Consider the following 25116-nt stretch of genomic DNA (forward strand, 5'->3'; position numbering starts at 1 on the left):
ATGGCAAGTTAGGAGATTAACGTAGGCCGTGAAGAAACTCGTGACGAGTGGCCGCGTTAGATTTGAAGATACCGCCTAGTGCGGTGGTCGTGGTTTCACTGGTTGCGTCCATTACGCCGCGTGACTTAACGCAGTAATGAGTAGCATCAATGGTAACCGCAACATCTTCACTCTCAAGCAAGGTTTGCAGTGCAATAAGGATCTGCTGAGTCATGCGCTCTTGTACTTGAGGGCGCTGGGCAAAAAAGCGCACAATGCGGTTAATCTTCGACAAGCCAATGATCTTGGTACGAGGGATATACGCCACCGCTGCACGACCATCGATAGTCACCAAGTGATGCTCACAAGTACTGGTCAAAGTAATGTCTTTCACACGCACCATTTCGCTCACGTCCATCTTGTTTTCGATAACCGTGATCTTTGGGAAACGCGCGTAATCAAGACCAGAGAACACCTCGTCCACATACATCTTAGCGATACGTTTTGGCGTGTCTTGCAAAGAGTCATCCGTTAGATCCAATTGCAATAAGCCTAAGATCTCACGCATATGATGCTCAATCTGCTGCTTTTTATCTTCCGCAGTAAGGTCACTGGCTACCATTGGGGTTTCTAAACCACGATTAGCAAGTGCTTCTTTTACCAGCAGAGCTGATTCGCTTAAACCTGACATTTAACTCTCCATCTGTACATCTTTGCATCGCACGACCAACATTTGCGCGATGGCGAAAGAGAATACTTGGATTTCATCAAAATTACATCATCTAATTTAATCACTTAAGTGTCTCACTCTTGGCATCGTGTTACAGTTTGTTTTTTATCGCTGTACAAACAAGGAATTATGATGGGTTGCTGTGACGCTCCGGGCTTAATGCCGATTGAAGAGGCAATGGCCAAAATTCTCGAAAACACTCATACCGTCCAAGAGACTGAATCACTGGCCCTCGACAAGGCTATTGGCCGAGTACTCGCTAGTGAAATATTATCCCCTATTCATGTTCCCCCTTTTGATAATTCAGCCATGGATGGGTATGCGGTAAGAATTGCAGACCTAAATACTCAATCAACGCTTCCATTAGCAGGGCAATCTTTTGCGGGTGCTCCTTTACAAGGAGAATGGCCAGAAACGACGTGTATTCGCATTATGACTGGCGCACAAATACCTGAAGGGTGTGACGCTGTAGTAATGCAAGAGAATGTCACTGTAACAGACGAAGGGATCGTGTTTGACCCTTCGAATGTAAAAACCAATCAGAATATCCGCCCACTCGGTGACGATATCCAAGTAGGACAACTTGTGCTTAGCAAAGGGAAGCGACTCACTGCTCGTGATCTACCCATGCTAGCCTCACTTGGCGTCGCGCACCTTGAGGTGTACCGCAAGCCTATCGTGGCCACTTTTTCCACCGGTGATGAACTAAAACCGGTAGGAACGCCACTTGGCGCAGGCGAGATATACGACAGCAACCGCTATGGAACCATACCTCTGTTTGAGAAGTTTGGCTGTGATGTTGTTGACCTAGGCGTTATCCCTGACGATATGGAACTGCTCGCACAAGCGTTTGAAAAAGCAAAGACAGAAGCGGACGTTGTGGTGACTTCCGGTGGTGTGAGTGTCGGTGAAGCCGATTTCACCAAAGATATCCTGGAACAAAAAGGCGAAATTGGTTTTTGGAAACTGGCAATAAAACCAGGGAAGCCTTTTGCATTCGGTAAATTGGATGATGCCCTATTCTGCGGCCTGCCAGGAAACCCTGTATCCGCCTTTATGACCGCTTACATCTTAGTTCAGCCATTGCTAGCTAAACTTGGTGGCGAGAGTGAATGGAAAGAAGCGCCAACCTTACCGGCTAAAACGCTATCGTCATTCAAGAAAAGTCCAGGACGTACAGATTACCAACGTGGTATCTACGCCATAAACGAGCACGGCGAGTTTGAAGTGGAAACAACGGGGAACCAAAGCTCTGGAGCCTTCCGCTCAATGAGTCTAGCAAATTGCTTTGTCATTCTTGAACGCGAGCGTGGCCGAGTGGAAGCGGGAGAAACCGTTCAAATCCAATTGTTTAACTCCACCCTATATTAGAGGCTGATATGGAAATCTTGAGCGACAAAGAGATGCTTCGCTACAATCGACAGATCATCTTACGCTCCTTTGATTTTGAGGGCCAAGAGGCCCTCAAACAAGCCTCAGTGCTTGTTATTGGTGCTGGAGGCCTAGGTTGTGCGGCAACGCCTTATCTAGTCTCTGGTGGTGTAGGCAAGCTAACCATCGTCGATGATGATGTTGTAGAGCTCTCCAATTTGCAGCGACAGATCCTTCATACAGAATCTGATATCAAGGCCCTAAAGGTAGATTCCGCCAAAGCTAGCCTATCTCAGCTCAATTCAAATTGTGAGATAACCGCAATAGCGCGTCGCTTAGACGACAATGAGCTTGGTACCGCCGTTGCCAATCATTCGTTGGTCATTGATGCCAGTGATAACCTCACCACTAGAAACCAATTAAATCGACTGTGTCACAAACACAAAACGCCTTTGGTTTCTGGCGCCGCAATTCGACTTGAAGGACAGGTGATCAGCTTCACCTATCAAAATGATGAGCCGTGTTACGAATGTTTAAGCACTCTGTTTGGTGCTAATGAACTGAGTTGTGTTGAGGCAGGGATCTTAGCGCCTGTTGTTGGCGTTATCGGCAGTATGCAGGCTTTGGAAGCTATCCGTCTGCTGTCAAATTTGGGCACGCACAAGCCCGGAAAATTAATGATGTTCGATGCTCTGAGTATGAAATGGCAAGAGTTTACTCTGCCAAAACAGTCGTCATGTCCTGTTTGTAAAAATCAGTAAACGTTTGCGTAAGATTTTTATCACATTCTTCCAATGAAAATGATTCACAAACTCGCTTCAATACCTTAGATTAATCCTATCTTTAAGGGTGGCACTCCCCTCCACCCTGTTTTTCTTGTATAGGATGAACAAGACATGAGCAATAAACTAGAACAACTTCGCTCTATGACTGTAGTGGTCGCTGACACAGGTGATATTGAAGCAATTGCTAAATATAAACCTCAAGACGCTACAACAAACCCTTCACTAATTCTGAAAGCCTCTCAACTTGAGCACTACGCTTCGCTAATTGATAGCGTCATTGCCCAAACCAAGCAGAAGTTTGATGACCTAGACCAACAACTAAATTATGCCGGTGACTTGCTTGCAGTAAACATTGGTAAAGAAATCCTAGGTATTGTTCCAGGTCGTATCTCAACTGAGGTTGATGCTCGTCTATCTTACGATACCGAAGGCAGCATCGCGCGCGCTCGTGGCTTAATCAAGATGTACGAAGAAGCGGGTATTTCAAAAGACCGCGTTCTTATTAAATTAGCGTCTACATGGCAAGGCATTCGTGCTGCAGAGCAACTTGAGAAGGAAGGCATCAACTGTAACCTGACTTTGTTGTTCTCATTTGCTCAGGCGCAGGCGTGTGCTGAAGCAGGCGTATTCCTAATCTCGCCATTCGTTGGTCGCATCATGGATTGGTACAAAGCCAAAGAAGGCCGTGATTTTGCTGCTAGCGAAGACCCAGGCGTTCAATCAGTATCAGCAATCTACGACTACTTTAAAGACCACGGTTACAAGACAGTGGTAATGGGAGCAAGCTTCCGCAATACAGGTGAAATCCTTGAGCTAGCTGGCTGTGACCGTCTAACCATTAGCCCTGCTCTTCTTGAAGATCTGGAAAATGCTGAAGGCGTTGTTGAAGAAAAGCTTGTTGATAACGGTGCAACTAAAGAGCGCCCTACTCCTCTAACAGAAGCCGAGTTCTTCTGGGGTCACAACCAAGACCCAATGGCAGTAGAGAAACTCGCTGAAGGCATCCGCTTGTTCGCAGTCGACCAAGTTAAGCTAGAAGAAATGCTGACAGCGAAGCTAACGGCGTAACACACAGCTAACGCTTCATTCGCTATGGATAGGCTCCTACTCTGTAGGGGCCTTTTTTATATCAACTGAAAGCTTATAGCTGACAGCTTTCAGTCGTCAGATTGAGATTTGGCTGGCCCAGAAAACACTCCGGGAATAACCAGATTTGACCCTGTCATCTCCGAGCGCTCCTATCGGAGATCTGGCTGCAACCGTGCAATGGAAAAAAGCTCAAACGCCACCAGCTTTTGATTTTCAACTGAAAGCTTATGGCTGACAGCTTTCAGCTATAAGTCCTTGCCACATTCTCAGAGCACAACTAGGTTTACTAAGTTCCAATTATTATTTCAAGGAGAACCTAGATGCCACACCATACCTACAAAAAAATGGAAATCGTTGGATCATCAAGCGTCGGTATTGACGACGCAATCAATAACGCCGTAGAAAAAGCCAGTCAAAGCGTTCACAACATGCGCTGGTTCGAGATGCAGGAAGTTCGTGGTCATATCGAGGAAGGAAAAGTCGCCCATTGGCAGGTGACAGTAAAGATTGGGTTTACGTTGGATTAGACATTAAAAAAGAGGCACAGAGCCTCTTTTTTAATGCTTGTAGCAAGATTAACCGTAATGCTCTAAATACAAAATAGTAGCGGCGGTACGTGATTTCACTTGTAGCTTTTTCAGCAAGCTCTTCATGTGTACCTTAACGGTGGACTCAGAGATAAATAGCACGTCCGCTATCTGCTTGTTGCGGTGGCCTAGCGCCACCTTTGATAGGATCTCTAACTCGCGCTCAGTGAGGCTATCTAGCAAACTTGGGTTTTCAGCGCGGTCACGAATGTGTTGAGCCACAATATCGCTGTATACCTTGTCACCATCTAGGGCTGAATGAAGGTGTTCAATCAATTCATCTGGTTCGCTATCTTTCAATAGGTAACCGTCTGCGCCCGCTTTGACGATGGCATCAATGTCTGCAGGTGAATCCGACACTGTGAGGATCACGATCTTTGCTGTAATGCCCTCAGATCTCAGTGCTTGCAGGGTATTTAGGCCTGACAGCCCCTTCATATTTAAATCCAGTAAGATAAGATCAAGTTCATGTTGATGAGCCAACGCCAATGCTTCGGTACCGTTGGTTGCCTCACACACAATGTCGAACTCATCTTCAAACGACAGCAATTGCTTGATGCCACGACGAATCAATGGATGGTCATCCACAATCATAATGCGATAGGTACTACTCACTGTCAGATTCATCCTTACAGGTAAAGGTTATTTGTACTGTGCTCCCAACATTGGGTTCACTGGTAATGGTTAGCTTGCCATTGAGATACTGGCTTCGCTCATTAAGAATAGATAGACCGTAATGGTCTGCTTTCTCAATCTCGGTGTCAAATCCTTGTCCGTTATCTATGATAGCGACGGTAATCTGATCCCCTTCTTGCAGACATTGCACATGCAATATGCTCGCCTCTGCATGTTTAATGGCATTGTTGGTTGCTTCACGAATGATCTGCAATAAATGCACTTGCTGCGAAGCCTGAAGCTGGATGGAAGAGAGGTTATTCTCTACATGTATCTCTGCATCCGTTGTGGTTTGTAGCTTATCGGTCAACACATTGAGCGCATCACCAAAATTCGCTTCATCAATACTAAACCTAAAGGTACCGAGTAATTCCCTCAATTGGGTGTATGCCTCTCGCAAGCCATCATCGATTTCTTGAACGATAGCGGAGGACTTCGGCATCTCGGCAATTGAGCCTTCTTTTTTCATCGAGCGTTTCAATAGGCTCATTTGGATCTTCAAAAACGACAAGGATTGGGCCAGAGAGTCATGCAGTTCTCGCGCTATAGCACTTCGCTCTGCATAGATAAGCAGCTGCTCAAACTTCTTTTGTGCCTGATTGTAGTAGATACCCCTAGCCAGAATATAAGACATATTGTCGATGAGCTCTTGCTCAGCAAATTGTGGTGTCGTTTGTAAACATAGGCTCCCCAATCTCACCTCATCAAGAATCAAAGGTGTCTCTTGCCATTCGGCTCCAACAACTTCACCCGCGATTAACTCGGTAGATTGACCCGCGCTATCATCGATAATCAGTTTGACGGCATCGACGTTCTCTACCGTCGACATATTGCTGATGATCTGTTGAAAATGTGCCGGTGCCAGTCGTGATGCAGAAAGTTGCTGGGTGCTTTTATACAACACCTTCAGCGAGCGGTTTGCATGGCGCAGTTCCTCTGTCTTATTTTCTACTGTTGCTTCCAACCTTTGATAGTGATTCTTTAGGTTTTGAGTCATACCATTAAACGTAGAAGCCACCGCGCCCAGTTCATTGTTGACCGATTCATTCAACACCACATTAAAATTCTGCGACTCTACTTCTTTGCTGGCATTAACCAAAGATTGCAATGGCTGCAACACCTTGAGCCTAACAAAGCGCATGATGACTAAAGAGATAAGGATAATGCAGGTCAAACCAAACCCACTGAACACCACCATATTGAGAAGCTTTTGCTCAGTATTTAGCTGCAATTTAAATACAAACTTATCGATGCGAGATACAAATACTGGGACGTGTTGCTGGTATTCAGGATACCTTCCAGAAAGCAACAGATCCTTCATCACATGCCAGCGATCGACAATGGACTGGTAGTCCTCTTGAATATCAGTGGGCACATTCCAGCGAATCAGGTTTTGCATTGAGGGTGAGAACAATGATGTTTCAAACTGCTCGATATGCCCAATTGTTTCTGGAGAGTCTGTCTCTATGTCGTAAGCAAGCCTATAGCTTTGCATCCTCATTGAGCCTGAGACATTCACAGCCTCCGCATCGTCAAAACTGGAATAGACCGTTGCCACTGCTACGATGATAGTTAACGCAGACAGAATCACCATCAAGGACACTGCACCACCAATGGTAAAAGACACAGACTGTGTTGTTCGTTTTTTCACTTAAAATCCCATTCGTAGTTTCGTGATCTTGCCAACATTAACTATTTGATCTAAAACAATTTAAGCATAAGTTTAACCCTTTTGAGGTATATCGAATACAATTTATTCACCTAAAATTAGTGGGTATTTACTTTAACGCTCTATTCATAGTTTAAGCTCAATTGCTCAGGGACGAAATTGGTCGATCTATCAAAACGAAAATTATTCACTCGACGAGCTTCGAAATCTCAACTGGTTTACGAAACGGGTCAACGCCTACCATGGGCTAAAACTGACTCTGTATTTGTCGATGGCTGCACCCAGTGTGGCAAGTGTATAGAAGCGTGTGAAACAAATATTATAATTAAAGGTAGTGGTGGATTTCCGACCGTTGACTTTGAGAAAGGCGAATGCACCTTCTGCGAAGGCTGTGTGACAAGCTGTCCTGAACCTATTTTCAGGTCAACAAAAGAGGCAGCTTGGGAAATAGCGGCTAAAATTAAAGATACGTGCCTTGCCTACAAAAATGTCGAATGCCGCACCTGTGGCGACGAATGCGAACCAATAGCAATACAATTTTCTTTTGGCGTTGGGCATGTACCCCAACCCAAACTAGACTCTCAGTTGTGCACTGGATGTGGAGCCTGTATTAGTGCTTGTCCTGTGTCAGCTATATCTATGACTGACTGCAACGAGGATAGCAATGCCAGCCAGTGAAGTTCATATCTCAAGTTTTGTCGTTTACTGCTCTCCTGAAGCCATGGAGACAGTTCGAAGCAAGGTGAATAGCTTTTCCGCCACCGAAATATATGCCGAAGATTCAGGCAAGTTTGTTGTGGTCATGGAAACTCAAAACGAAGGCTATATCACCACCACTATCGATGAAATTAACGACCTACCAGAAGTAATTAGTACGGCTTTGGTTTACCACCAAATCGAAACCGATATTGACACCCTTGACACCGACATCCATGCAACGGCTACGACCGATGCCAGCATCGGTTCAACGACCCCGCAAGAGGACACATTATGAAAATGACACGACGCGAGTTTGTGAAAGCAAACGCTGCTGCATCAGCTGCAGCGGTAGCCGGAATTTCACTTCCCGCTTCTGCGGCCAATCTCATCGCAAGCTCAGACCAAACCAAAATCAAATGGGATAAAGCTCCTTGCCGTTTTTGTGGTACTGGCTGTTCAGTACTAGTCGGAACTCAAAACGGTAAGGTTGTTGCAACTCAGGGTGATCCTGAGGCACCGGTAAATAAGGGCTTAAACTGCATTAAGGGTTACTTCCTATCTAAGATCATGTACGGCCAAGATCGCTTGACTCAGCCTCTACTGCGTATGACGGATGGCAAGTACGATAAAAACGGTGAATTTACTCCCGTATCTTGGGACGTTGCTATGGATACCATGGCAGACAAGTGGAAAGAGGCACTGAAGAAAAGCGGACCGACTAGCGTTGGTATGTTTGGTTCTGGTCAGTGGACCGTTATGGAAGGCTACGCTGCTTCGAAAATGATGAAGGCAGGCTTCCGTTCAAACAACATTGACCCTAACGCTCGTCACTGTATGGCCTCTGCGGTAGTAGGTTTCATGCGCGCCTTTGGTATCGATGAGCCAATGGGTTGTTACGATGACTTCGAAAATGCGGATGCGTTCGTACTTTGGGGTTCAAACATGGCAGAGATGCACCCGGTTCTATGGACGCGTATTGCAGATCGCCGTTTAAGCCACCCACACGTAAAAGTGAACGTTCTGTCGACCTACTATCACCGTTCTTTTGAATTGGCAGATCACGGCTATATTTTTCACCCTCAATCTGACCTTGCGATTGCCAACTTTATCGCCAACTACATTATTCAAAACAACAAAGTAAACCAAGACTTTGTTAACAAGCACACTCACTTTAAACAAGCGGATACCGATATCGGTTACGGTTTGCGTGATGAAGACCCATTGCAACAAGCGGCTGCAAATCCAAACTCAGGCAACATGACTGGCATCAACTTTGATGAGTATGCTAAATCAGTAGCGCCATACACGGCAGCTAAAGCGAGTGAAATTTCAGGCGTGTCCGAAGAACATCTTGTTCAACTGGCTGAGCAATATGCCGATCCAAACACTAAAGTAATGTCACTTTGGACTATGGGTGTTAACCAGCACACTCGTGGCGTTTGGATGAACAACCTGATTTACAACATTCACTTGTTAACAGGTAAGATTTCAACTCCAGGTAACTCTCCATTCTCACTAACGGGCCAGCCGTCAGCGTGTGGTACCGCTCGTGAAGTAGGTACGTTCGCACACCGTCTGCCAGCAGATATGGTGGTTGCAAACCCTAAACACCGTGCCATTGCAGAAGATATCTGGAAGCTTCCTGAAGGAACTATTCCACCTAAACCAGGTTACCACGCGGTATTGCAAGACCGCATGCTTAATGATGGCAAACTAAACGCTTACTGGGTGATGTGTAATAACAACCTGCAAGCCGGTCCAAACATCAACACTGAACGTTTGCCGGGTTATCGTAACCCTGAAAACTTTATCGTATGTTCAGACCCATACCCAACAGCAACTGCGCAGGCTGCTGACTTGATCCTACCAACCGCAATGTGGATTGAGAAAGAAGGCGCTTATGGTAATGCTGAACGCCGTACTCAGGCTTGGTACCAACAAGTTGAAACCGTTGGCGAAGCGAAGTCTGACTTGTGGCAGCTGATGGAGTTCTCAAAACGCTTCAAGATGGAAGAAGTTTGGCCAGAAGACTTGCTGGCTAAAGCACCTGAATATCGCGGAAAAACCATGTACGACATGCTGTTTAAAAACGGTCATATCGACAAATATCCGCTATCTGAGGCGCAAGAGCTAAACGACGATGCAAAAGCACAAGGCTTCTATGTTCAAAAAGGCCTATTCGAAGAATACGCTACCTTTGGACGTGGTCACGGACACGATTTAGCACCTTATGATGTTTATCATCAAGTACGTGGCTTACGCTGGCCTGTAGTGGATGGAAAAGAAACACTATGGCGCTTTAAAGAAGGGTCGGATCCATACGCTAAAGCAGGCTCTGATTGGGACTTCTATGGCAAACCTGATGGTAAAGCATGGATTATCTCAGCACCTTATGAGGCTCCACCAGAGGTGCCTGATGCAGAGTTCGACATGTGGCTATGTACCGGTCGTGTTCTAGAGCACTGGCACACAGGTACTATGACTCGTCGTGTACCAGAGCTTTATAAGGCGGTTCCAGATGCGGTCTGCTACATCCACCCTGCAGATGCTAAAGAGAAAGGTCTACGTCGTGGTGATGAGGTATTGGTGTCTAACAAACGTGGTGAAATTCGTGTTCGCGTCGAAACTCGCGGCCGTAACCGCCCGCCTAAAGGCTTAGTTTTCGTGCCATTCTTTGATGCACGAATTCTGATCAACAAGCTGATCTTAGATGCAACCGATCCTCTATCTAAACAGACTGACTACAAGAAATGTCCAGTCAAGATCACCAAAGTGGCTTAGGCCTTTGTCAAATATTCGGGGCTAGTACTCTAGCCCCCAAAATTTAGCCATTAGGCGGAGAAATAATAATGAAAAAGCTGTTGATTGCTCTGTTATCAATAAGTGCTATTGCCGCAGGTATTGTTCAGGCGGACGTTGAAGGTGTTAGCAATGCAAAACCGGATATGGATGATGCAATGCTAGAGCAAACCGATATGGAGAAGGCAGAGAACGCGGGCGTTGAGCAAGCTGAACTGCACAATCCTGGCGGTATTGGTGGTGTTGAATCATTGCGTGGTGTTAGCGAATTAGAAGCAACTCGCGCTGCGGACTCCTTCAAAAAGTACCCTCGTGAGCAAGTCATTACAAGTGACTATGTTTACCAGCCACCATTGATCCCTCATAACATTCGAGGGTATGAAGTTTCATTAAATGCAAACAAGTGCCTTGCATGTCACAGCTGGAAAAATGCTAGTGAAATGGGCGCTACCAAGGTGAGTGTTACTCACTATGTAAACCGTGAAGATGCTGTATTGGCCGACGTATCTCCACGCCGTTACTTCTGCTTGCAATGTCACGTACCGCAAGCAAATGCAAAACCACTGGTAGAGAACGAATTTAAACCTGTTGATTCACTTCAATAACCTTTACTAGTCGTTAACATAAGAGGCTATTTATGAAATTTTTACTAGCGTTTTGGAAGAGACTAACAACTCCAAGTAAGGCTGCCGCAGGCATCGTTCTTTTCATGGGGTTTGCTGGTGGTCTTCTATTCTGGGGCGCATTCAATACCGGGATGGAATACACCAACACCGAAGAGTTTTGTGCTGGATGTCACGAGCCTATCGTGCAAGAGATACAAGAGACTATCCACTACTCAAACCGCTCCGGTGTACGAGCAATCTGTTCAGACTGTCACGTACCACATGAGTGGACTGATAAGATAATTCGTAAAGTTCAGGCATCCAAAGAGGTGTTTGCGCACATCATTGGTACTATCGATACAGAAGAGAAATTCAAAGCTCGTCGTGGCCACTTGGCAGAACGTGAGTGGGCTCGTCTAAAAGCTAACGACTCCCTAGAGTGTCGTAACTGTCACGAGTTTGATTATATGGACTTCTCTGAGCAGGGTGACCGCAGTGTTAAACAACACTCAACTGCACTCGCTTCAGGTGACAAAACCTGTGTAGATTGTCACAAAGGTATTGCACACAAATTGCCAGATATGCACGGCATTGAAGGTTGGTAAGGGAGAGTTATGAGTCAATTAGAATCCATCATCTGGCACGTATTGGGTTATAGCGCTATGCCAGTGATTATCATAGGTGGTTTTGCAGCAGTTGCCGCTATCTGTATCTGGCTACTTTCAATCACAGCCGATAAAGAAGAAACAAGCTAAACCGAGGTTGTATTCGGTTACTGATTAAGCTCGATGTTGAATGCATCGAGCTTTTTTTATGCGTGGGTTCTGGGTTCTGGGTTGATATGACCCCGTAAAAGTAGACACGGGGTCATATCAAACTTGTGGCTTGTGGCTTGTCACTGACAGCTGACAGCTAAAATCCCTGAAACCACGTTCATAACCCATGAAATTGAACTCATATTCCATTGTGTGGTCGACATCATAGAACCGAACCACCTCCTAGATGCAGTTCAAACTTTTCACAATGTGCACTTTTTTTGACCATGATTGAGAGTAAGTTAGCCCTATATTCATTCACTCATGAGGTACTCGCATGATATACAGTCAGCATGCAGATGAGATAAACAAAGCAACTACACACAAAATTGGACGTCTTATTGCCATTATTGTTGCGGTAAAAATTGGCTTAATTGCACTGCCAAGTCTTATTTCTTCACTGCACGGGTTAGGCCACTTCTTTTAATTTCTATTTTGCTTACACCTAAATAAAAAGCGACAGCCTCCCTCTCAGTAATAAAGAGAGGTACTGTCGCTTTTTTAATAGTAATAGATAGCTACCGGCTAGAAGACTTCGTTTACATTGAAATAGAATAAGGTTTCATCCTCACCAAACCCTAGATCAGCCCTCAAGTTAATCCGTCCCTTCAAGCGATAACGTAGCCCCAAACCATAGGTGGTTAGTACATCATCGCTTAATTGATCAACATCTTCGCCTATGGAGCCTAAACCGGCCCAGAAGACGCTCCCCCAGCGACGATAAATAGGCAGTCGATACTCCGCCTGTACCATGGCCATCTGTTCATCACGATATCGTCCTAAGATGTAGCCACGCATTGAATACGCTCCCCCCAAATCAGGAAGCTTATTCCAAGGTACATCGCCAGAAGTAAACTTGCCTTGCCCTTGCAGTGCCAACACGCCTGGTACCGGCTCTAGATCAATGAAGTGAGCAAGTTCGATATCATACTTACCAAACGAGTCTGAATTGAGGTCGCTGTAATAGGCGCCAAAGTCAGCTTGGAGTAGCGTTCCTCTTTCGGTGTTTTCGACATAGTTTCGGCTATCGTATAGCAAGGTAACAAAGCCGCCGGCAGACGTGTTCGATTCTAAATCATTGAATAAGATCGGGTTACCACCGTTATTCACCTCGTCACCCACTTCAGGGTCTCGAGTATCAACGTAGGTGATATTACCCCCTAAACCAACAAACCAGTTGTCTGCCATACGGTGATACCAACGTGGGGTTAGTGTCACTAAGGTTTCCGTATACAGCACCTTGTTATCATCAACGCTGGTAGAGTCATAGCCTCGTCCATAATACACAACGGGCTCGTCATGAATTTCTGCATCAATCTCGAAGCGGTTGTTTCCGTTATTGAGGAAGGTAATGTTATCAAACGTCACCCCTACGGATAGGTTGGTTGATACATAGGCGTTAACGACAAAAGAGGAAGGCTGTTCAAAATCCATTGCGGAGTCGGTTTTGTAAAGCCCTATAATCAAAGCTCCCCCACCAAACTCTTGTTCTGGATTATAAAACACTGACGGGATATAACTCATATCCACCCCTTTATCAGGGTCAAACCCACCATCGGCACCCACAAAATCAAATGCTTTATCAACAAAGGTGGGCTCTGCATCAGCAGGTGTTGGGAAGAGTGGTTCTACCGCTAATGATGGACAACTCAATAGAGCTAAAGTGCTTGCCAACCACGGGTAATAAATTCCTTTTACCACATGAAATCCTTTTCGTATGAATGTATGCAAGAATGTAACAACCCTATGTTACGGTTTTAACTGGACTTTTAATTGTTTACTCGTCTATTCTACCTCATGAACCATTCAATTAAACAAATATTTAACATTACTTATTCTATTGTTTTGAGGTGATCATGAAGTGGCTTTTTGCTGTAGCTTTTGCCCTAGTTTTATCCGCCTGTACCACAACGACTAAACCTGCCAATAATTATGCCATCGGTATCGTTTCTAGCGGTGACTATCAATTCATTCGACCAGGAGCGAAAACCTATGCTTGGCACCCTAAATCAGGCGTCGCGTATGTTGACTCAGGAGTCAGCAAGAAAACGCTCAAGCACGTATTTAACGAAGCCATAGGTAAAAGCCTAGCAGAAAAGGGCTATCAAAGAGTATCACTTCAACAACAACCCAACTTCATCGTTGGTTACGGAGTAGCGGTTGAGTCTGCATTAAATGACGATGAGTTGTTCGATAAAACACAGCTTGCTACGGGCATTCCTGCCTCTGATTTTAGCGATAGTGAGCAGAAAGGTACTATCTTCATCGCAATGTATAACTATCCGCTTATGGAGCTAAAGTGGAGGGCTCTAGCTCAAGGTGCTTCAGCTCCAGAGATGGATCCAGAGAACAGCCAAGATAGGATAAAAAGCTACGTTGATACCATGCTAAAAGAGATGCCTGTGGCACAATAGTACCAATCACACTAAGTAACTGATCAGTTATTTAGTACGGTTGGTATAGCCACCTCTCGCAGAATAAAAAGCCGGCTCATGAGCCGGCTTCGTTTTAATGATTAACCAACCTGTAAGCTGCCGTAAAGCATTTAAAACTGAGTCCAATCTCTCTGGGTCACTTTGGGGCAAAAGTGAGTTAACTCAATAGCCAAAAGACTCACACGATGAAGTACGCGAAACACCTAGGATACACCTAGTAACTAACCCTCCGCTTACCCACAGAACTGCTTTTCAACACCAGAATTGAATCGCTGAAATTCATGTCAAATACCGGCATTTCTAGATACTTTCTTTCTAACAAAACTACCACATAAGGCCATCGTACTTTGGTGCCGAAGGAATTATGTAGTTTAAACCGTCATTTCTTATTGATATAAACAGAGTGGATACATCGAATGCTGAGCTTTTTTGAAGTCATAGTGCTAACCTTTTTCGCACTACTGCCAATATCTAACCCCTTTAGTACCATCCCCTTATACTTGTCATTGACTCGTGGGCACACGAAAGAATGGTCTAACCAGCAAGCACTTAAAGCCTGTTTTTTCATGGCGGGTATATTGCTTGTTTTCCTATGGTCTGGTGCAATCATTATTGAGTTTTTTGGCATTTCAATACCAGCGATTAGGGTAGCGGGTGGCATAATCATTATGCAAGTTGGTTTTAGTATGTTGTCGCCAAAGGGAAATAGTCAGGAAATTTCTGATGAGGCAAAAGCAGAATCAAAACGTAAGGATGATATCGCTTTTACACCGTTAGCTATGCCATCGCTAAGTGGCCCAGGCTCGATTTCTGTTGTGATCAGTATGGCTGCTGGTTCAGACAATCTAACTGGTTACTTTGCCATTTCAACCGGCATTTTAGTGGTTGTATTCGTTGCCTGGCTAGCAATGCGAGGAGCCCCGTTTATTTCAAAAGTGCTCGGAGTCACGGGCTTAGATGCACTAACAAGAATCATGGGCTTTATACTAATTTGTATCGCTTTCCAATTTGTGTTTGATGGCTTAGGAGGCTACTTCGCAAGTGAACGCTTTATGGAACCACTATTAAATGCTATTTCGCTCAATGCGAACTAATTAAACGTAACATGTGACTTTGCTAATGGTTCTAACTCTATGTCAAAGAACCAATAAATAAAGGAGCTCATTTGAGCTCCTTTTATATTTTCGCACAAGAAGGCTTGATAGCTTGATGCCTAAGACACTTCCCTTACTACCAAACTTACCCTGCTTGTAACGACCCATACAAAGTCTGATAAAGTCCGTCCGTTTCAATTAAATCTATATGTGTACCCGACTGTATGACCTTTCCGTCTTCGAGAACATAGATAAGGTCTGCCTGTTTAACGGCAGACAGTCGATGGGCAACAATGAGTGTTGTACGATTCTTCAAGAAACGATTTAGCGCAAGATGTAGCTCTGCCTCGGTGGAGGTATCAAGCGCTGAGGTCGCCTCATCTAGAATAACCAATTCAGGGTTGCTCAGAACCATTCGAGCAATAGCTAGCCTTTGTCTTTGACCTCCAGATAAACGAACACCTTGACGACCGATATGAGAGTCGAGCCCGTTAGGTAGAGTGTCTTTTAGGCTAATAAGTTGAGCCACCTCAAGGGCACCCCAAAGCTCATTATCACTATAGTTTTGTCCAAGGGTAAGGTTCTGACGAAGTGTGTCATTGAAGATCATCGGTTGTTGCAGCACGACCGCTAGTTCTTTTCGCAATGCCTCATAGCTGACTGTTTCTATAGTATGCCCGTTAACCAGAATGTCACCGCTGTCTTTTTGATAAATACCGAGTAGGAGCTGAATCAATGTAGATTTTCCGCCACCGGATGCACCCACCAAAGCCACACGCTTGCCTTTCGGGATCTTTAGCGAGAAGTCATCCAGTACGTTTCGCTCCGCATCATAGGCAAAGCTGACGTTCTTGAACTCAACTTCAATAGGTTCGCCCTTCTCAAAAGGGTTAACAGTCGCAATAGGACGGTTCTCTTCCGGCATATCCAATATACCATTCAAACGCTTCATTGCAGCCGACGCACTGTACCAAGAATACTGAATACTCAGCAGCTCTTGAACTGGCGAGAGCATGAACCACAGATAACCAAACACCGCGAAGATCTGCCCTATGGTGAGGTCACTAAATAGCACCATCAACATAGCCGCAGCGCGAAAAATCTCGAAGCCTATAAGGAACATCAAAAACGACAAGCGGTTCGCAGCATCCGATTGCCACGCATACTTGTCAGCATCTATTCGTATAGACTCGGCATCTTGCTTTAGCTTGCCTAAGTACTCTTGCTCTCTGTTAGCGGCTCGAAGCTGATAGATGCCATCTAAGGTTTCTACTAGCCTCTGCTGGAAACGCTCAAAGGATTGGTTTTCTTTCTTTTTAAGATGCTTAACTCGTTGCCCAAGCATGCGAGAAAGATAGATAACCACAGGGTTCATTAAGATAATAAATAAGCCCAGTTGCCAATTAAGCCACAGAAGGATCCCGCCAGTACCAATGACTGTAAGTACGCTAATCACAAAGCGACTCAGCGTATTGCCAATGAACTTGTCAATGGTCTCTATATCGGTCACCAAATGAGAGGTAAGCCCCCCGCTGCCCTTTTCCTCATATTGCTGCATGGACACACGACCTAGCTTATCGAGGATCCATTGACGCAGTTGACAGGTAAGTTGCTTCGATACCAAAGTAAACTGGCGGGTTTGCAAGATATTAAGGGCCTGACTTCCGATCCGCATTACGATGATCAGAAGAAGAACCGTGACGATATAACCGGTGGCTGTTTGCAGCCCCTGAGGCAAAAATGAGTTGAGGAATGCCAAACCCTTGGCAGGCTTATCAAGTAAGACTTCGTCTACCATGAGAGGCAAAAGTAAGGGAATGGGTACACTCATCAGGGTCGCAACAAATGCGATAAAGTTGGCGTAGATAAGCATTTTTTTATGCTTCATCGCCTGCTGATATAACCACTGTTTATTGAGCTTTGGCATCTCGCCAGCTTGTTGTTCGGTCACACAAAATCCTTTCTACATTTACTTGTGTTAATTGTACGCATTGAATTCATATCTTGTTTAACTATTGATTAATTATCATGTTTTAAATGCTCTAAAACACAACAAGCCGAGCCCCTAGAAGGAGCTCGGCTTTCAATGGAAATGTGTTTAGAAGAAGTATTCTGCGTTCACACCCCAGTTTCGACCTGCTTGAGTATCAAAGTCTGTGCGTTCATTTTTGCCACTCAGATCTTCGTATAACCAGTACTTCTCATCCAAGGCATTGAACAAGCCAGCGCGCAAGGTTAAGTCTTGTATAGGGCGGTAGTAAGCCGTCACATCTAGCAAGCTATAAGAAGGCGCTTCAACGTTATCATCTTCAGTCCAACTATCTTTGCTCGCAACCACGGTGTAGTTAACCAACGCACCTAGCGTCTTGTTCTCATTGTCATATCCAAGCCCAACGACACCCGTCAATGGCGCGACAGAATCGAGCTCACGACCCGTATTCACATCTTCACCATAGGCGTAAGCAATGCTTAACTTAGTGTACATCCCTTGAGGACCAAGGATAGTTCCCGCTGCCTCAGCACCGTAGATTTTCGCCTCATCGATATTGACCATGGTAATGATATCTTTATCACCAGCCTGACCAATCACTTTGCTCGTGATGAAGTCATCGTATTGGTTGTAGAAAGTACTCACTTCATACTGATAAATCTTACCTTTGCCACGGAAGCCCACTTCATAAGACAAGCTGGTCTCTGCTTCTAGGTTTGGATTACCTTTGAAGATGGCACCTTCGCTGTACGAGTAGTAAAGGTCGTAGACCGTTGGCGCTTTAAAGCCCTGGCTTATTTGTGCGTATGGGCTAAACCAATTTGCTACGTGATAAACCGCACCAATACGACCGGTGACGGCATCATTGTCGTTACTCTCGTGCTCTACACCATAGCCATCTGTTGTTTCAGGGTCGGTTGAAAATGAGTCGTAACGAAGGCCTGCGGAAAGAACCAGTTTTTCCTCCATTAGGAAGGCTTGGTCCTGAACGAAGACACCCCATTGCTGCACTGTTGCATTAGGAAGACCCGTGCTACCCGGAGAAGAGCTTGGAGGCGCGCCTGTGCCACTTTGAATAAAGTGATCGGTGTTCTCCAAAGCAAAGTCGTTGTATAGGAAGCTGCCCCCATAAGTCAGCTCATGGTAATGCCCATCTGCCATGATCAGCTTGTTGAACTGCATATCAAACTGGTAAGAGTCATCTTGTGCGATACGCTGACGGTTACGTATACGATCTGTGTAAATCGGAATACCTCCGGAAACCCAGTTCGTCGTATCGTAGTTGTTCGATTCACTCTCTGTTGTTTGATAAGAGATCTTCCACGCTAAGTCATCGGCAATTAGGTTGTTCATTGCCCATTCATGCTCGAAGCCAATGCGCATTCGATTGTTGTGGTCTTCAACAGAAGAATCGGTATACACGAAGCCCGGCATGATCTCATAGCCTTCTTCAGAGGCTAAGAATGAATCATACTGGTAATCGAAATATTCAAAGGTCACACCTAGGCGATGATTGTCATTCGCTTGGTAGAATACCTTCGCTAAGCCATTGTAAAGTTGCGTATCGGCTGGGTCGGCAGCGCCGCGATCAGGACCTAAGATATCGGCTCCATCACCATGAGTCTGATATTCACTACCATCAGCGTAGGTAAACATAGCAATAGTTTCCCACTTGCCCTTGCGCATTGCCCAAGTCGCCGTGTTCTTAAACTCACTGTTCACAGAAGAATACCCAGACTTGATACCAAAGCGATGCTCATCACCGTCAGTAACCAAGACATCCTCAGGGTTTTTAGTGCGCATCAGCACCACGCCACCCAGTGCATCAGAACCATACAAGCTCGACGACGGACCTTTGTTCACCTCAATGCCTGCCAACGTATCTGTCTCAATGGTGTTTTGATATTTACGCTGCTGGCTTGCGCCTGGGTTATACGGTACAGGTTGCTGAACGCCATCAACCATGACCTTAACGCGGCTGTCTTCCATACCTCGAATGTTAAAGCCCGATACGCCAAAGCGACCACTGCCTTGAGCCTGAACACCCGGACTATATTTCAAGGTATCTTTAAGGTTACTGTTCATTTCCGCATCAAGATCTTCGCGACTCACCGTGGCAACAGAAGAAGAGACATCGCTCTTATTCTGTTCAGTTCGAGTGGCTGAAACAACCACCTCGTCAAAGGTGAAGGTTTCTTCTGCGAATACTGCTGATGATGCACACACTGCGCTGATGGCTAATGCCAGACTTGTTTTTTTGTACATGGTTTGACCCAAAATCCGTTTTATAAAACTGTAAGTGCCCTACCGACTGAAAATATCAGTCGGCTAGAGAATTCTTGTTTGATTATGAAAAGTGAGAGCTAGTCTTGCTCGGCAGTCAGTTCTGCGATTTTTTGCTTCTCTTTTTCGACGTGCCCTTCATTGAGGTGAAGGAAATCTACAAGATCATTACCTGAGACATTAAATGCTTGGCCAAAGCCTTTAACGTAGCGACCACTGCTAGGTGTTAGCTTGTAGAGATTGAAATCACCCAGCTGCGCTAGGTTTTGAGCCATTTCGCCAAAGCGTTCAATCAGTGCTGCAACACCAGCCTTGCCTTGCTCAGAGTCTTTATTGATATGCTCTGCTGTAGTATCAAAGGTCAGACGCTTTCTTGCATGAACGCTCTTTGCTGATGCTTCGTCTTGAACCATCATGATAGAGACATTTTTATTGCCTGTAAGGTTCTGTCCATGAGCGGCTAAGTCGCTCACAAGGATGTAATAACCCGCTTGATCAAACGCAAAGGGAGAATAGCTAACGTGTGGCAGACCATCTTTAGTAATCGTCGCAAGCTGCAGGGTTTGGCAAGCGTTACGAAACTCTTGAACCTCTGGGCCTAAACGACCTTGTAGACGTTGTTGTCTGATCTCAGCGCGATCTTCTGCGTTTTGAGTGCTCATTATGCAAATTCCTTTTTTAGCTGCTCTAGTTTTTCAATTTGTTCTGGGAAAAGTTGGCGTTTTTTGTCTCGGCCTAGGTAAACCTTGAATACGCACTCCCCAGCCTTGTCATAAAAGCCAATGTAGTGGCTCGCCATCTTGCGAAATGGCTTAGAGACCAAAGCAACATGCTCGACAAGATCCAATCTTAGGTGGCCATGAAGTTCACCCTCACGCCCCATTAAGTTGTAATAACCGTGAGCAACCTTGCCTTTAGGAAATGGCGCTTTGTACTCAAAAATTGAACCAAATGAATGCACAATAGTGGTTACCTTGCCCCATGTAGGGAGTGCATCTAGGATCTGTTGAGCCTTTTCCCCCGGCACTGAGGTCACCATACTAGACGGCAACACAAAGGTGATCTCACCCTCTGTCACGTTCAGTTCACTGGCCATTTGCGACACAGGAACTGCATCGTCGTTTTCCATCATGGTTGCAACGGCTTCCAATACTTGCTGCTTAGTTAATGATGTGTACATCTTCTCCCCCTAAAATTAAGCTGCTTTGATGCTTTTTTTGTCGATATTATTGTTATGTGATTTCAGCAGGTCATTCGGCTTTTGATTACTCGAAACGACCTGTATTAGATTTTGCGCTAGCGTTACAGACCAAAATTGCCCCGCTAGAGTCAGTGAAAGATAACCACAGCTAAGGTTCACTAACCCATTTTTCTGCCATGCTTCAAACAGCGGTGTAAGCGCCATAAACATGCCTTGAGGCAGAACTCTTTCACCAAGAACACCTCGGTCAAAAGCGGCTTTGATGGTATTCACTAGGCTGGCATTGGGCGCACTGTAGAACGCCATACCCGCTGCAAATTCATCGGCTTTGCCCGCTTCAATGTACTTTTCCATATCACGGTATTGCATAGAGCTAATACCATTCACATTGCCACCGGCCCCTGCCCCAAGAGGCATTACCTGTGCCGATGTCTTCGCGAGACTGTTGTATATTGAACGCTCACGATTGTCCGAACTCCAGTGGTTCACGCTAAGACGCCTTTGATGGTGCTTAACCATAAACTCAACACCCATTTGATACATGCTCGCCTTGACTTGAGTATTGGCAGGCTCAGGTAATTTCCCTTGCTCTACCAAGCGCCCCATTGGCAGGTTTTGCATTTCTATCAATTGGTACAAGTCAACGCCATGTGCGCCGCTTTCTAGGTACAACTCCAGATCTAAGGCCCAAGTATCTAGGGTCTGATGAGGTAGACCGTACAAAAGGTCGATAACAATAGGAGCGCTGTCATAGCTGACAAAATGCTGTAAGCGCTCTAATACTTCTTCTCCATCATTCAATCGTTTGGCACTGCGGCGAACCTTGGTATCAAAACTCTGTACGCCAAATGAGAATCGGTTGATGCCACCCTCAAGAGCGGATTCAAATTTCTGATCATCAAAGCGATTAATACGCCCCTCTAACGTGATTTCACAATCGGGAGTTAAAGGGAAGTGGCTTCGAATCATCTCGCCCAGTTGCTTGATCTGGTTAGCACTCAAGTCCGTTGGCGTGCCTCCACCGATATACACTGCTTGAAAAGGAAATGCCTGAGTCCAAGGCATTGCGGCCTTCCATAACAGCTCTTTCTTCAAGGCTTCGAAGTACTCGTCAATGAGCTTAGTGCTAGAGGCGTATTGAAAGAAGTTGCAGTAGGTGCAGCGCACACGGCAAAAGGGAATATGGATATAAAGACAACGAGGTCCCTTATCCCCTTGTTCAGAGAAAGCACTGGTGAGTGCTGATTGTGTGAGTTCAGTTGGAACCGGCTTTGCCATTCCACCTGCATGCGGGCCTTTCTTTTTTGCAAAGGCGAAGCGCAACGGGTCTGGCGTATGGTTACCCACTATTTCTGGGTCAAGCAGGGCTGGGTTGTTCAATTCAAGATTCATTATTTCTTCTTGCTTTTCAATGTTCTGCGTGGCGAATTGCTATTATTTGTGCCACAGAATTAAATGAGAACAAATCTCATTCGCTCGAATTTGTGACTACTATATTGATCTTGATAAATAATGCAAATGATAATTGATATTATTCGTATTGTCTGCATAATGCCTTTTATTAGGACGTAATTGGTAATGGTTCTCAACCACTGTGAAGAAATACAGATATCTACTCGCTGGCGGTGTTTCCCTTTTAATTCATGGGGTTGCTCTTTCTTTCTCTGCGCCAAAGCAGGAGATAAGCCTCGCAAGTAACAATGAAGGACATGCGGTCAGCATTAAGTTTGTCTCTCTCGCTCAACCTGAAAAAAAGGCCGAAAAGAAAGAAGTAAAACCTCAACCACCAGCACCTAAAGAAATTGAAACGAAAAAAGAAGCCGTAGAAAAGCCACAGCCAAAGAAAGCAATACCGAAACCCATTGCTAAGCCCAAAAAGAAGATTGAGAAGAAATCACCGGTAGCCAAACCAGTGAAACCTCAACCGGTCAAAACGGCAAAAACTGAACCAAAGCCAGAAGAACCAGAAAAGATTGAACCTACACCCAAAGAAAAGCCTGTAGAGAAGAAACACCAGAAAGAAACCGCAGAGCCACAAACTGCGTCAACGAATGCTGCAAGCGCTAGCAAGCCAAAAATGGTCAAGAAGCCCACATTTTCAGCTAAGCCAACACCGGTAAGCTATCCAAGGCTTGCGCAAAAACGCGGTTGGCAAGGAAGCACATTGGTGGAGATTTGGATCAATGAACAAGGGAAACAGATCAAGCAAACAGTGGTGAATTCTTCTGGACACAAACTGTTAGACGAAGCAGCGATTAATGCCGTTTCAGAGTGGCAATTTCAACGCCGAAACGAACAAGGGCAACGCATCGCTTACCGAGTGCAGGTTCCTATTAATTTTCAACTTAACTAAAAACCAACTTAACTAGAGCAAACTATGCAAATCTTGATAACGCTTCACGGCCAACTCGGAATGATGACCATACCGCTGACGATACTCTCAGCCCTTACTCTGATGCTCATTATTGAACGCACCCTTTTCATGTTGGTTAATGGACGAACTCATACCACGCAGATTCTCTCCAAGGTACACCACATAAACTTCTCCAATTCAGCGCAAGTTGAACAGTTTATAGAGCAAGATTTACAGGGAAAAACCATCATCTATCAAGCGATGCGCATGCTTCTTGGTCACCGCAGCTTTACCAAAGAATTGCGTGAAGAAGCGGTGAGCATTTGGTTGTTTAAAAAGCGTCAGCAATACAAATCAGGGATACGTATCTTATCCATTATCGGTGTAATCAGCCCTTTAATCGGCTTGTTAGGCACCGTACTTGGTTTGATTGATATGTTTAAAGGACTTGCGCACACCTCGGGGGCAATCTCTCCTGCGGTTCTTGCCGATGGTCTTGGTTTAGCCATGTCTACAACCGCGGTTGGCTTGTTAATCGCCCTACCCGCCATTACTGGTGCACAACTGCTTAGCATGTGGGTAGAGAAAACCCTAGCCAAGATCGAATACACCCTAAACCACACCAATCTGCACATCGAAGGCATCTACATTGACTGCCAAGACAATGCTAAAAACTGCGAAGAGGTCGTCGCATGATTAAATCGCAATCCAGTTTGTTTGATGAAGAATTTACACCTGATCTCACACCCTTGCTGGATATCATCTTCATTGTCATGGTGTTTCTTCTGTTAACTGCAAACATCACCATCAAAACCATGGATGTGGCGATTCCCCAAACAGACGACGCTCAGGTTCTAAACGATCAAGATAAAGAAGTGATTGCCATTAATATTCTTGCCTCTGAGCCTAAGTGGGCCATCGATGGCGTTAGCTTCTCTAACTGGGAAACGTTTACTAGTGAACTATTACTTCAGGTACAGACATCACCAAAGCGAGATTTGATTATCTCACCGGATAAATCCGCCGACGTCGAGTCCATGCTTAAGGTTCTCGCTTGGCTTCAAAACAACAATATCGACGCTACCAATATCGTCATGGAAGAGAGTAAATAATGAAACCGTTCCTCTTAATACTTAGCCTTATCTTCACGCTACCCGCTTTCGCTAACTCAACGGGCGAACAAAATAGAATCATTAGTGTTGGGTCTAGCATTACTGAGCTTATGTATGCCCTAGATGCGAAGGAGCAATTGGTTGCCATTGATGTAACCAGTCGCCACTTTGATCAGTCTGGTTCACTGCCTCAGGTGGGTTACCATCGTCAGCTCTCTGCTGAGGGATTAATGGCACAAAATCCAACCCATGTTATTGGTTCTCATGAGATGGGGCCGGACTCCACCTTAAAGCTACTAAAATCCGCAGGCATCGAAGTCATTACCGTTCCGTCAGGGGATAGCGAAGCCGATCTAGCTGGGCGCATTGATGCCATTGCTAAAATAACGGGTAAAGAAGAACAAGCTAGAGCACTGAAACAAGACCTTCATCAACAGATAGAGACCTTGTCGAATCTTGACTCCACACACCAACCCAAAGCTATCTTTGCCATGTTGAGTGAAGGAAGACCGGCAACGGTAGCTGGCTCTGAAACGACGATAGACAAGATCATTGAGTTAGCGGGCGCAACCAACCCAATCAATGGTAATTTCAGCTCTTATAAGTCGATGTCATTTGAAGCTATTGTGGGCGTTCAACCAGACTACATTTTGGTGGCTCAGCGCACGTGGGATGCATTAGGCGGACAGCAGGGGATTATCGAGAAGTTTCCTCTATTAGCCGCCACACCAGCGGCGGCTGACAACAAGATCATTCCAATTCCAAGCAGTGCCATTATTGGCGGTTTTGGTATTGAGAGTGTTGAGTTAAGCCAATCACTGCACCAAACGTTTGAGCGCGACTGA

26 protein-coding genes are annotated in these 25116 nt (G+C 45.3%); 17 read left to right on the forward strand and 9 right to left on the reverse strand.

What is annotated here, in order from left to right:
- Window positions 1-16: 16 nt before the first annotated feature.
- Window positions 17-670, reverse strand: a complete 654-nt coding sequence (folE, locus tag OCU35_RS17565; protein WP_017032013.1) for a GTP cyclohydrolase I FolE — start codon at window positions 668-670, stop codon at window positions 17-19.
- Window positions 671-841: 171 nt separating this feature from the next.
- On the opposite strand from folE, the gene moeA reads away from it, so the two are divergent.
- From moeA to OCU35_RS17585, 4 genes are all read left to right on the forward strand, one after another.
- Complete coding sequence (moeA, locus tag OCU35_RS17570) at window positions 842-2080, forward strand: molybdopterin molybdotransferase MoeA (protein ID WP_261826567.1); 1239 nt, start codon at window positions 842-844, stop codon at window positions 2078-2080.
- A gap of 8 nt (window positions 2081-2088) precedes the next feature.
- The gene (moeB, locus tag OCU35_RS17575; protein WP_065210544.1) at window positions 2089-2841 is read left to right on the forward strand and encodes a molybdopterin-synthase adenylyltransferase MoeB; all 753 of its coding nucleotides are present in this window, start codon (window positions 2089-2091) and stop codon (window positions 2839-2841) included.
- Window positions 2842-2976: 135 nt separating this feature from the next.
- On the forward strand, window positions 2977-3933 hold the full coding sequence (gene tal, locus OCU35_RS17580) for a transaldolase (protein ID WP_065210543.1): 957 nt from the start codon (window positions 2977-2979) through the stop codon (window positions 3931-3933).
- A gap of 341 nt (window positions 3934-4274) precedes the next feature.
- Complete coding sequence (locus tag OCU35_RS17585) at window positions 4275-4481, forward strand: dodecin (protein WP_017028728.1); 207 nt, start codon at window positions 4275-4277, stop codon at window positions 4479-4481.
- A gap of 48 nt (window positions 4482-4529) precedes the next feature.
- On the opposite strand, the gene OCU35_RS17590 is transcribed toward OCU35_RS17585, so the two are convergent.
- Window positions 4530-5135 carry a response regulator gene (locus tag OCU35_RS17590; protein WP_017032008.1) on the reverse strand — a complete coding sequence of 202 codons (606 nt, stop codon included), beginning with the start codon at window positions 5133-5135 and terminating at the stop codon, window positions 4530-4532.
- Between the two features lie 13 nt (window positions 5136-5148).
- On the reverse strand, window positions 5149-6867 hold the full coding sequence (gene narQ, locus OCU35_RS17595) for a nitrate/nitrite two-component system sensor histidine kinase NarQ (protein ID WP_017243186.1): 1719 nt from the start codon (window positions 6865-6867) through the stop codon (window positions 5149-5151).
- A 177-nt stretch (window positions 6868-7044) separates the two neighbouring features.
- On the opposite strand from narQ, the gene napF reads away from it, so the two are divergent.
- From napF to OCU35_RS17630, 7 genes are all read left to right on the forward strand, one after another.
- Complete coding sequence (gene napF, locus OCU35_RS17600) at window positions 7045-7563, forward strand: ferredoxin-type protein NapF (RefSeq protein ID WP_261826099.1); 519 nt, start codon at window positions 7045-7047, stop codon at window positions 7561-7563.
- The gene (locus OCU35_RS17605) at window positions 7550-7879 is read left to right on the forward strand and encodes a chaperone NapD (RefSeq protein WP_065210541.1); all 330 of its coding nucleotides are present in this window, start codon (window positions 7550-7552) and stop codon (window positions 7877-7879) included. The genes napF and OCU35_RS17605 overlap by 14 nt, the downstream gene beginning before the upstream one ends.
- Window positions 7876-10365, forward strand: coding sequence for a periplasmic nitrate reductase subunit alpha (gene napA, locus OCU35_RS17610; RefSeq protein WP_017028724.1), 2490 nt, complete (start codon window positions 7876-7878; stop codon window positions 10363-10365). The genes OCU35_RS17605 and napA overlap by 4 nt, the downstream gene beginning before the upstream one ends.
- A gap of 68 nt (window positions 10366-10433) precedes the next feature.
- Complete coding sequence (locus tag OCU35_RS17615; protein ID WP_017028723.1) at window positions 10434-10988, forward strand: nitrate reductase cytochrome c-type subunit; 555 nt, start codon at window positions 10434-10436, stop codon at window positions 10986-10988.
- 32 nt (window positions 10989-11020) lie between these two features.
- The gene (locus tag OCU35_RS17620; RefSeq protein ID WP_017028722.1) at window positions 11021-11593 is read left to right on the forward strand and encodes a NapC/NirT family cytochrome c; all 573 of its coding nucleotides are present in this window, start codon (window positions 11021-11023) and stop codon (window positions 11591-11593) included.
- A gap of 9 nt (window positions 11594-11602) precedes the next feature.
- Entirely contained in the window at window positions 11603-11743 is a 141-nt protein-coding gene (locus OCU35_RS17625; RefSeq protein ID WP_017028721.1) for a TIGR02808 family protein, read from the forward strand.
- A 337-nt stretch (window positions 11744-12080) separates the two neighbouring features.
- Window positions 12081-12230, forward strand: a complete 150-nt coding sequence (locus OCU35_RS17630; protein ID WP_017029913.1) for a hypothetical protein — start codon at window positions 12081-12083, stop codon at window positions 12228-12230.
- Between the two features lie 98 nt (window positions 12231-12328).
- Here the strand turns inward: OCU35_RS17630 and OCU35_RS17635 are convergent, their stop codons facing one another.
- Window positions 12329-13504, reverse strand: coding sequence for a BamA/TamA family outer membrane protein (locus OCU35_RS17635; protein WP_261826100.1), 1176 nt, complete (start codon window positions 13502-13504; stop codon window positions 12329-12331).
- Window positions 13505-13659: 155 nt separating this feature from the next.
- Between OCU35_RS17635 and OCU35_RS17640 the strand changes: the two genes are divergently transcribed.
- Window positions 13660-14217, forward strand: coding sequence for a DUF4136 domain-containing protein (locus OCU35_RS17640; RefSeq protein WP_065210539.1), 558 nt, complete (start codon window positions 13660-13662; stop codon window positions 14215-14217).
- A gap of 437 nt (window positions 14218-14654) precedes the next feature.
- Entirely contained in the window at window positions 14655-15332 is a 678-nt protein-coding gene (locus OCU35_RS17645) for a MarC family NAAT transporter (RefSeq protein ID WP_017029910.1), read from the forward strand.
- Window positions 15333-15477: 145 nt separating this feature from the next.
- On the opposite strand, the gene OCU35_RS17650 is transcribed toward OCU35_RS17645, so the two are convergent.
- The 5 genes from OCU35_RS17650 to hutW form a co-directional block, all read right to left on the reverse strand.
- Complete coding sequence (locus OCU35_RS17650) at window positions 15478-17259, reverse strand: ABC transporter ATP-binding protein (RefSeq protein ID WP_390208679.1); 1782 nt, start codon at window positions 17257-17259, stop codon at window positions 15478-15480.
- Between the two features lie 171 nt (window positions 17260-17430).
- Window positions 17431-19587, reverse strand: coding sequence for a TonB-dependent hemoglobin/transferrin/lactoferrin family receptor (locus OCU35_RS17655; protein ID WP_261826102.1), 2157 nt, complete (start codon window positions 19585-19587; stop codon window positions 17431-17433).
- A gap of 98 nt (window positions 19588-19685) precedes the next feature.
- Complete coding sequence (gene hutZ, locus OCU35_RS17660; protein WP_261826103.1) at window positions 19686-20267, reverse strand: heme utilization protein HutZ; 582 nt, start codon at window positions 20265-20267, stop codon at window positions 19686-19688.
- The gene (gene hutX / locus OCU35_RS17665; RefSeq protein ID WP_261826104.1) at window positions 20267-20785 is read right to left on the reverse strand and encodes a heme utilization cystosolic carrier protein HutX; all 519 of its coding nucleotides are present in this window, start codon (window positions 20783-20785) and stop codon (window positions 20267-20269) included. Before hutX ends, hutZ begins: the two co-directional genes overlap by 1 nt.
- Before the next feature lie 15 nt (window positions 20786-20800).
- Window positions 20801-22198, reverse strand: a complete 1398-nt coding sequence (gene hutW / locus OCU35_RS17670) for a heme anaerobic degradation radical SAM methyltransferase ChuW/HutW (protein ID WP_261826105.1) — start codon at window positions 22196-22198, stop codon at window positions 20801-20803.
- A 202-nt stretch (window positions 22199-22400) separates the two neighbouring features.
- On the opposite strand from hutW, the gene OCU35_RS17675 reads away from it, so the two are divergent.
- From OCU35_RS17675 to OCU35_RS17690, 4 genes are read left to right on the forward strand one after another with little or no spacing between them, the layout of a single operon-like run.
- Window positions 22401-23159 (forward strand): energy transducer TonB, encoded by a 759-nt coding sequence (locus OCU35_RS17675; protein WP_261826106.1) that lies wholly within the window; start codon window positions 22401-22403, stop codon window positions 23157-23159.
- A gap of 24 nt (window positions 23160-23183) precedes the next feature.
- The gene (locus OCU35_RS17680; protein WP_102472086.1) at window positions 23184-23855 is read left to right on the forward strand and encodes a MotA/TolQ/ExbB proton channel family protein; all 672 of its coding nucleotides are present in this window, start codon (window positions 23184-23186) and stop codon (window positions 23853-23855) included.
- Window positions 23852-24271, forward strand: a complete 420-nt coding sequence (locus OCU35_RS17685; RefSeq protein ID WP_017031993.1) for an ExbD/TolR family protein — start codon at window positions 23852-23854, stop codon at window positions 24269-24271. The genes OCU35_RS17680 and OCU35_RS17685 overlap by 4 nt, the downstream gene beginning before the upstream one ends.
- A complete protein-coding gene (locus OCU35_RS17690; RefSeq protein ID WP_261826107.1) occupies window positions 24271-25116 on the forward strand; it encodes a heme/hemin ABC transporter substrate-binding protein in 846 nt (281 codons plus the stop codon). The genes OCU35_RS17685 and OCU35_RS17690 overlap by 1 nt, the downstream gene beginning before the upstream one ends.

This window comes from Vibrio breoganii, from assembly GCF_024346795.1.
In the GTDB taxonomy this organism is placed as follows: domain Bacteria; phylum Pseudomonadota; class Gammaproteobacteria; order Enterobacterales; family Vibrionaceae; genus Vibrio; species Vibrio breoganii.

Bases quoted from the DNA above. Each gene is read 5' to 3' on its own strand.
- folE (WP_017032013.1), bottom strand. From the start codon at position 670: ATGTCAGGTTTAAGCGAATCAGCTCTGCTGGTAAAAGAAGCACTTGCT.
- moeA (WP_261826567.1), top strand. From the start codon at position 842: ATGGGTTGCTGTGACGCTCCGGGCTTAATGCCGATTGAAGAGGCAATG.
- moeB (WP_065210544.1), top strand. From the start codon at position 2,089: ATGGAAATCTTGAGCGACAAAGAGATGCTTCGCTACAATCGACAGATC.
- tal (WP_065210543.1), top strand. From the start codon at position 2,977: ATGAGCAATAAACTAGAACAACTTCGCTCTATGACTGTAGTGGTCGCT.
- OCU35_RS17585 (WP_017028728.1), top strand. From the start codon at position 4,275: ATGCCACACCATACCTACAAAAAAATGGAAATCGTTGGATCATCAAGC.
- OCU35_RS17590 (WP_017032008.1), bottom strand. From the start codon at position 5,135: ATGATTGTGGATGACCATCCATTGATTCGTCGTGGCATCAAGCAATTG.
- OCU35_RS17605 (WP_065210541.1), top strand. From the start codon at position 7,550: ATGCCAGCCAGTGAAGTTCATATCTCAAGTTTTGTCGTTTACTGCTCT.
- napA (WP_017028724.1), top strand. From the start codon at position 7,876: ATGAAAATGACACGACGCGAGTTTGTGAAAGCAAACGCTGCTGCATCA.
- OCU35_RS17615 (WP_017028723.1), top strand. From the start codon at position 10,434: ATGAAAAAGCTGTTGATTGCTCTGTTATCAATAAGTGCTATTGCCGCA.
- OCU35_RS17620 (WP_017028722.1), top strand. From the start codon at position 11,021: ATGAAATTTTTACTAGCGTTTTGGAAGAGACTAACAACTCCAAGTAAG.
- OCU35_RS17625 (WP_017028721.1), top strand. From the start codon at position 11,603: ATGAGTCAATTAGAATCCATCATCTGGCACGTATTGGGTTATAGCGCT.
- OCU35_RS17630 (WP_017029913.1), top strand. From the start codon at position 12,081: ATGATATACAGTCAGCATGCAGATGAGATAAACAAAGCAACTACACAC.
- OCU35_RS17640 (WP_065210539.1), top strand. From the start codon at position 13,660: ATGAAGTGGCTTTTTGCTGTAGCTTTTGCCCTAGTTTTATCCGCCTGT.
- OCU35_RS17645 (WP_017029910.1), top strand. From the start codon at position 14,655: ATGCTGAGCTTTTTTGAAGTCATAGTGCTAACCTTTTTCGCACTACTG.
- OCU35_RS17650 (WP_390208679.1), bottom strand. From the start codon at position 17,259: ATGCCAAAGCTCAATAAACAGTGGTTATATCAGCAGGCGATGAAGCAT.
- OCU35_RS17655 (WP_261826102.1), bottom strand. From the start codon at position 19,587: ATGTACAAAAAAACAAGTCTGGCATTAGCCATCAGCGCAGTGTGTGCA.
- hutZ (WP_261826103.1), bottom strand. From the start codon at position 20,267: ATGAGCACTCAAAACGCAGAAGATCGCGCTGAGATCAGACAACAACGT.
- hutX (WP_261826104.1), bottom strand. From the start codon at position 20,785: ATGTACACATCATTAACTAAGCAGCAAGTATTGGAAGCCGTTGCAACC.
- hutW (WP_261826105.1), bottom strand. From the start codon at position 22,198: ATGAATCTTGAATTGAACAACCCAGCCCTGCTTGACCCAGAAATAGTG.
- OCU35_RS17680 (WP_102472086.1), top strand. From the start codon at position 23,184: ATGCAAATCTTGATAACGCTTCACGGCCAACTCGGAATGATGACCATA.
- OCU35_RS17685 (WP_017031993.1), top strand. From the start codon at position 23,852: ATGATTAAATCGCAATCCAGTTTGTTTGATGAAGAATTTACACCTGAT.
- OCU35_RS17690 (WP_261826107.1), top strand. From the start codon at position 24,271: ATGAAACCGTTCCTCTTAATACTTAGCCTTATCTTCACGCTACCCGCT.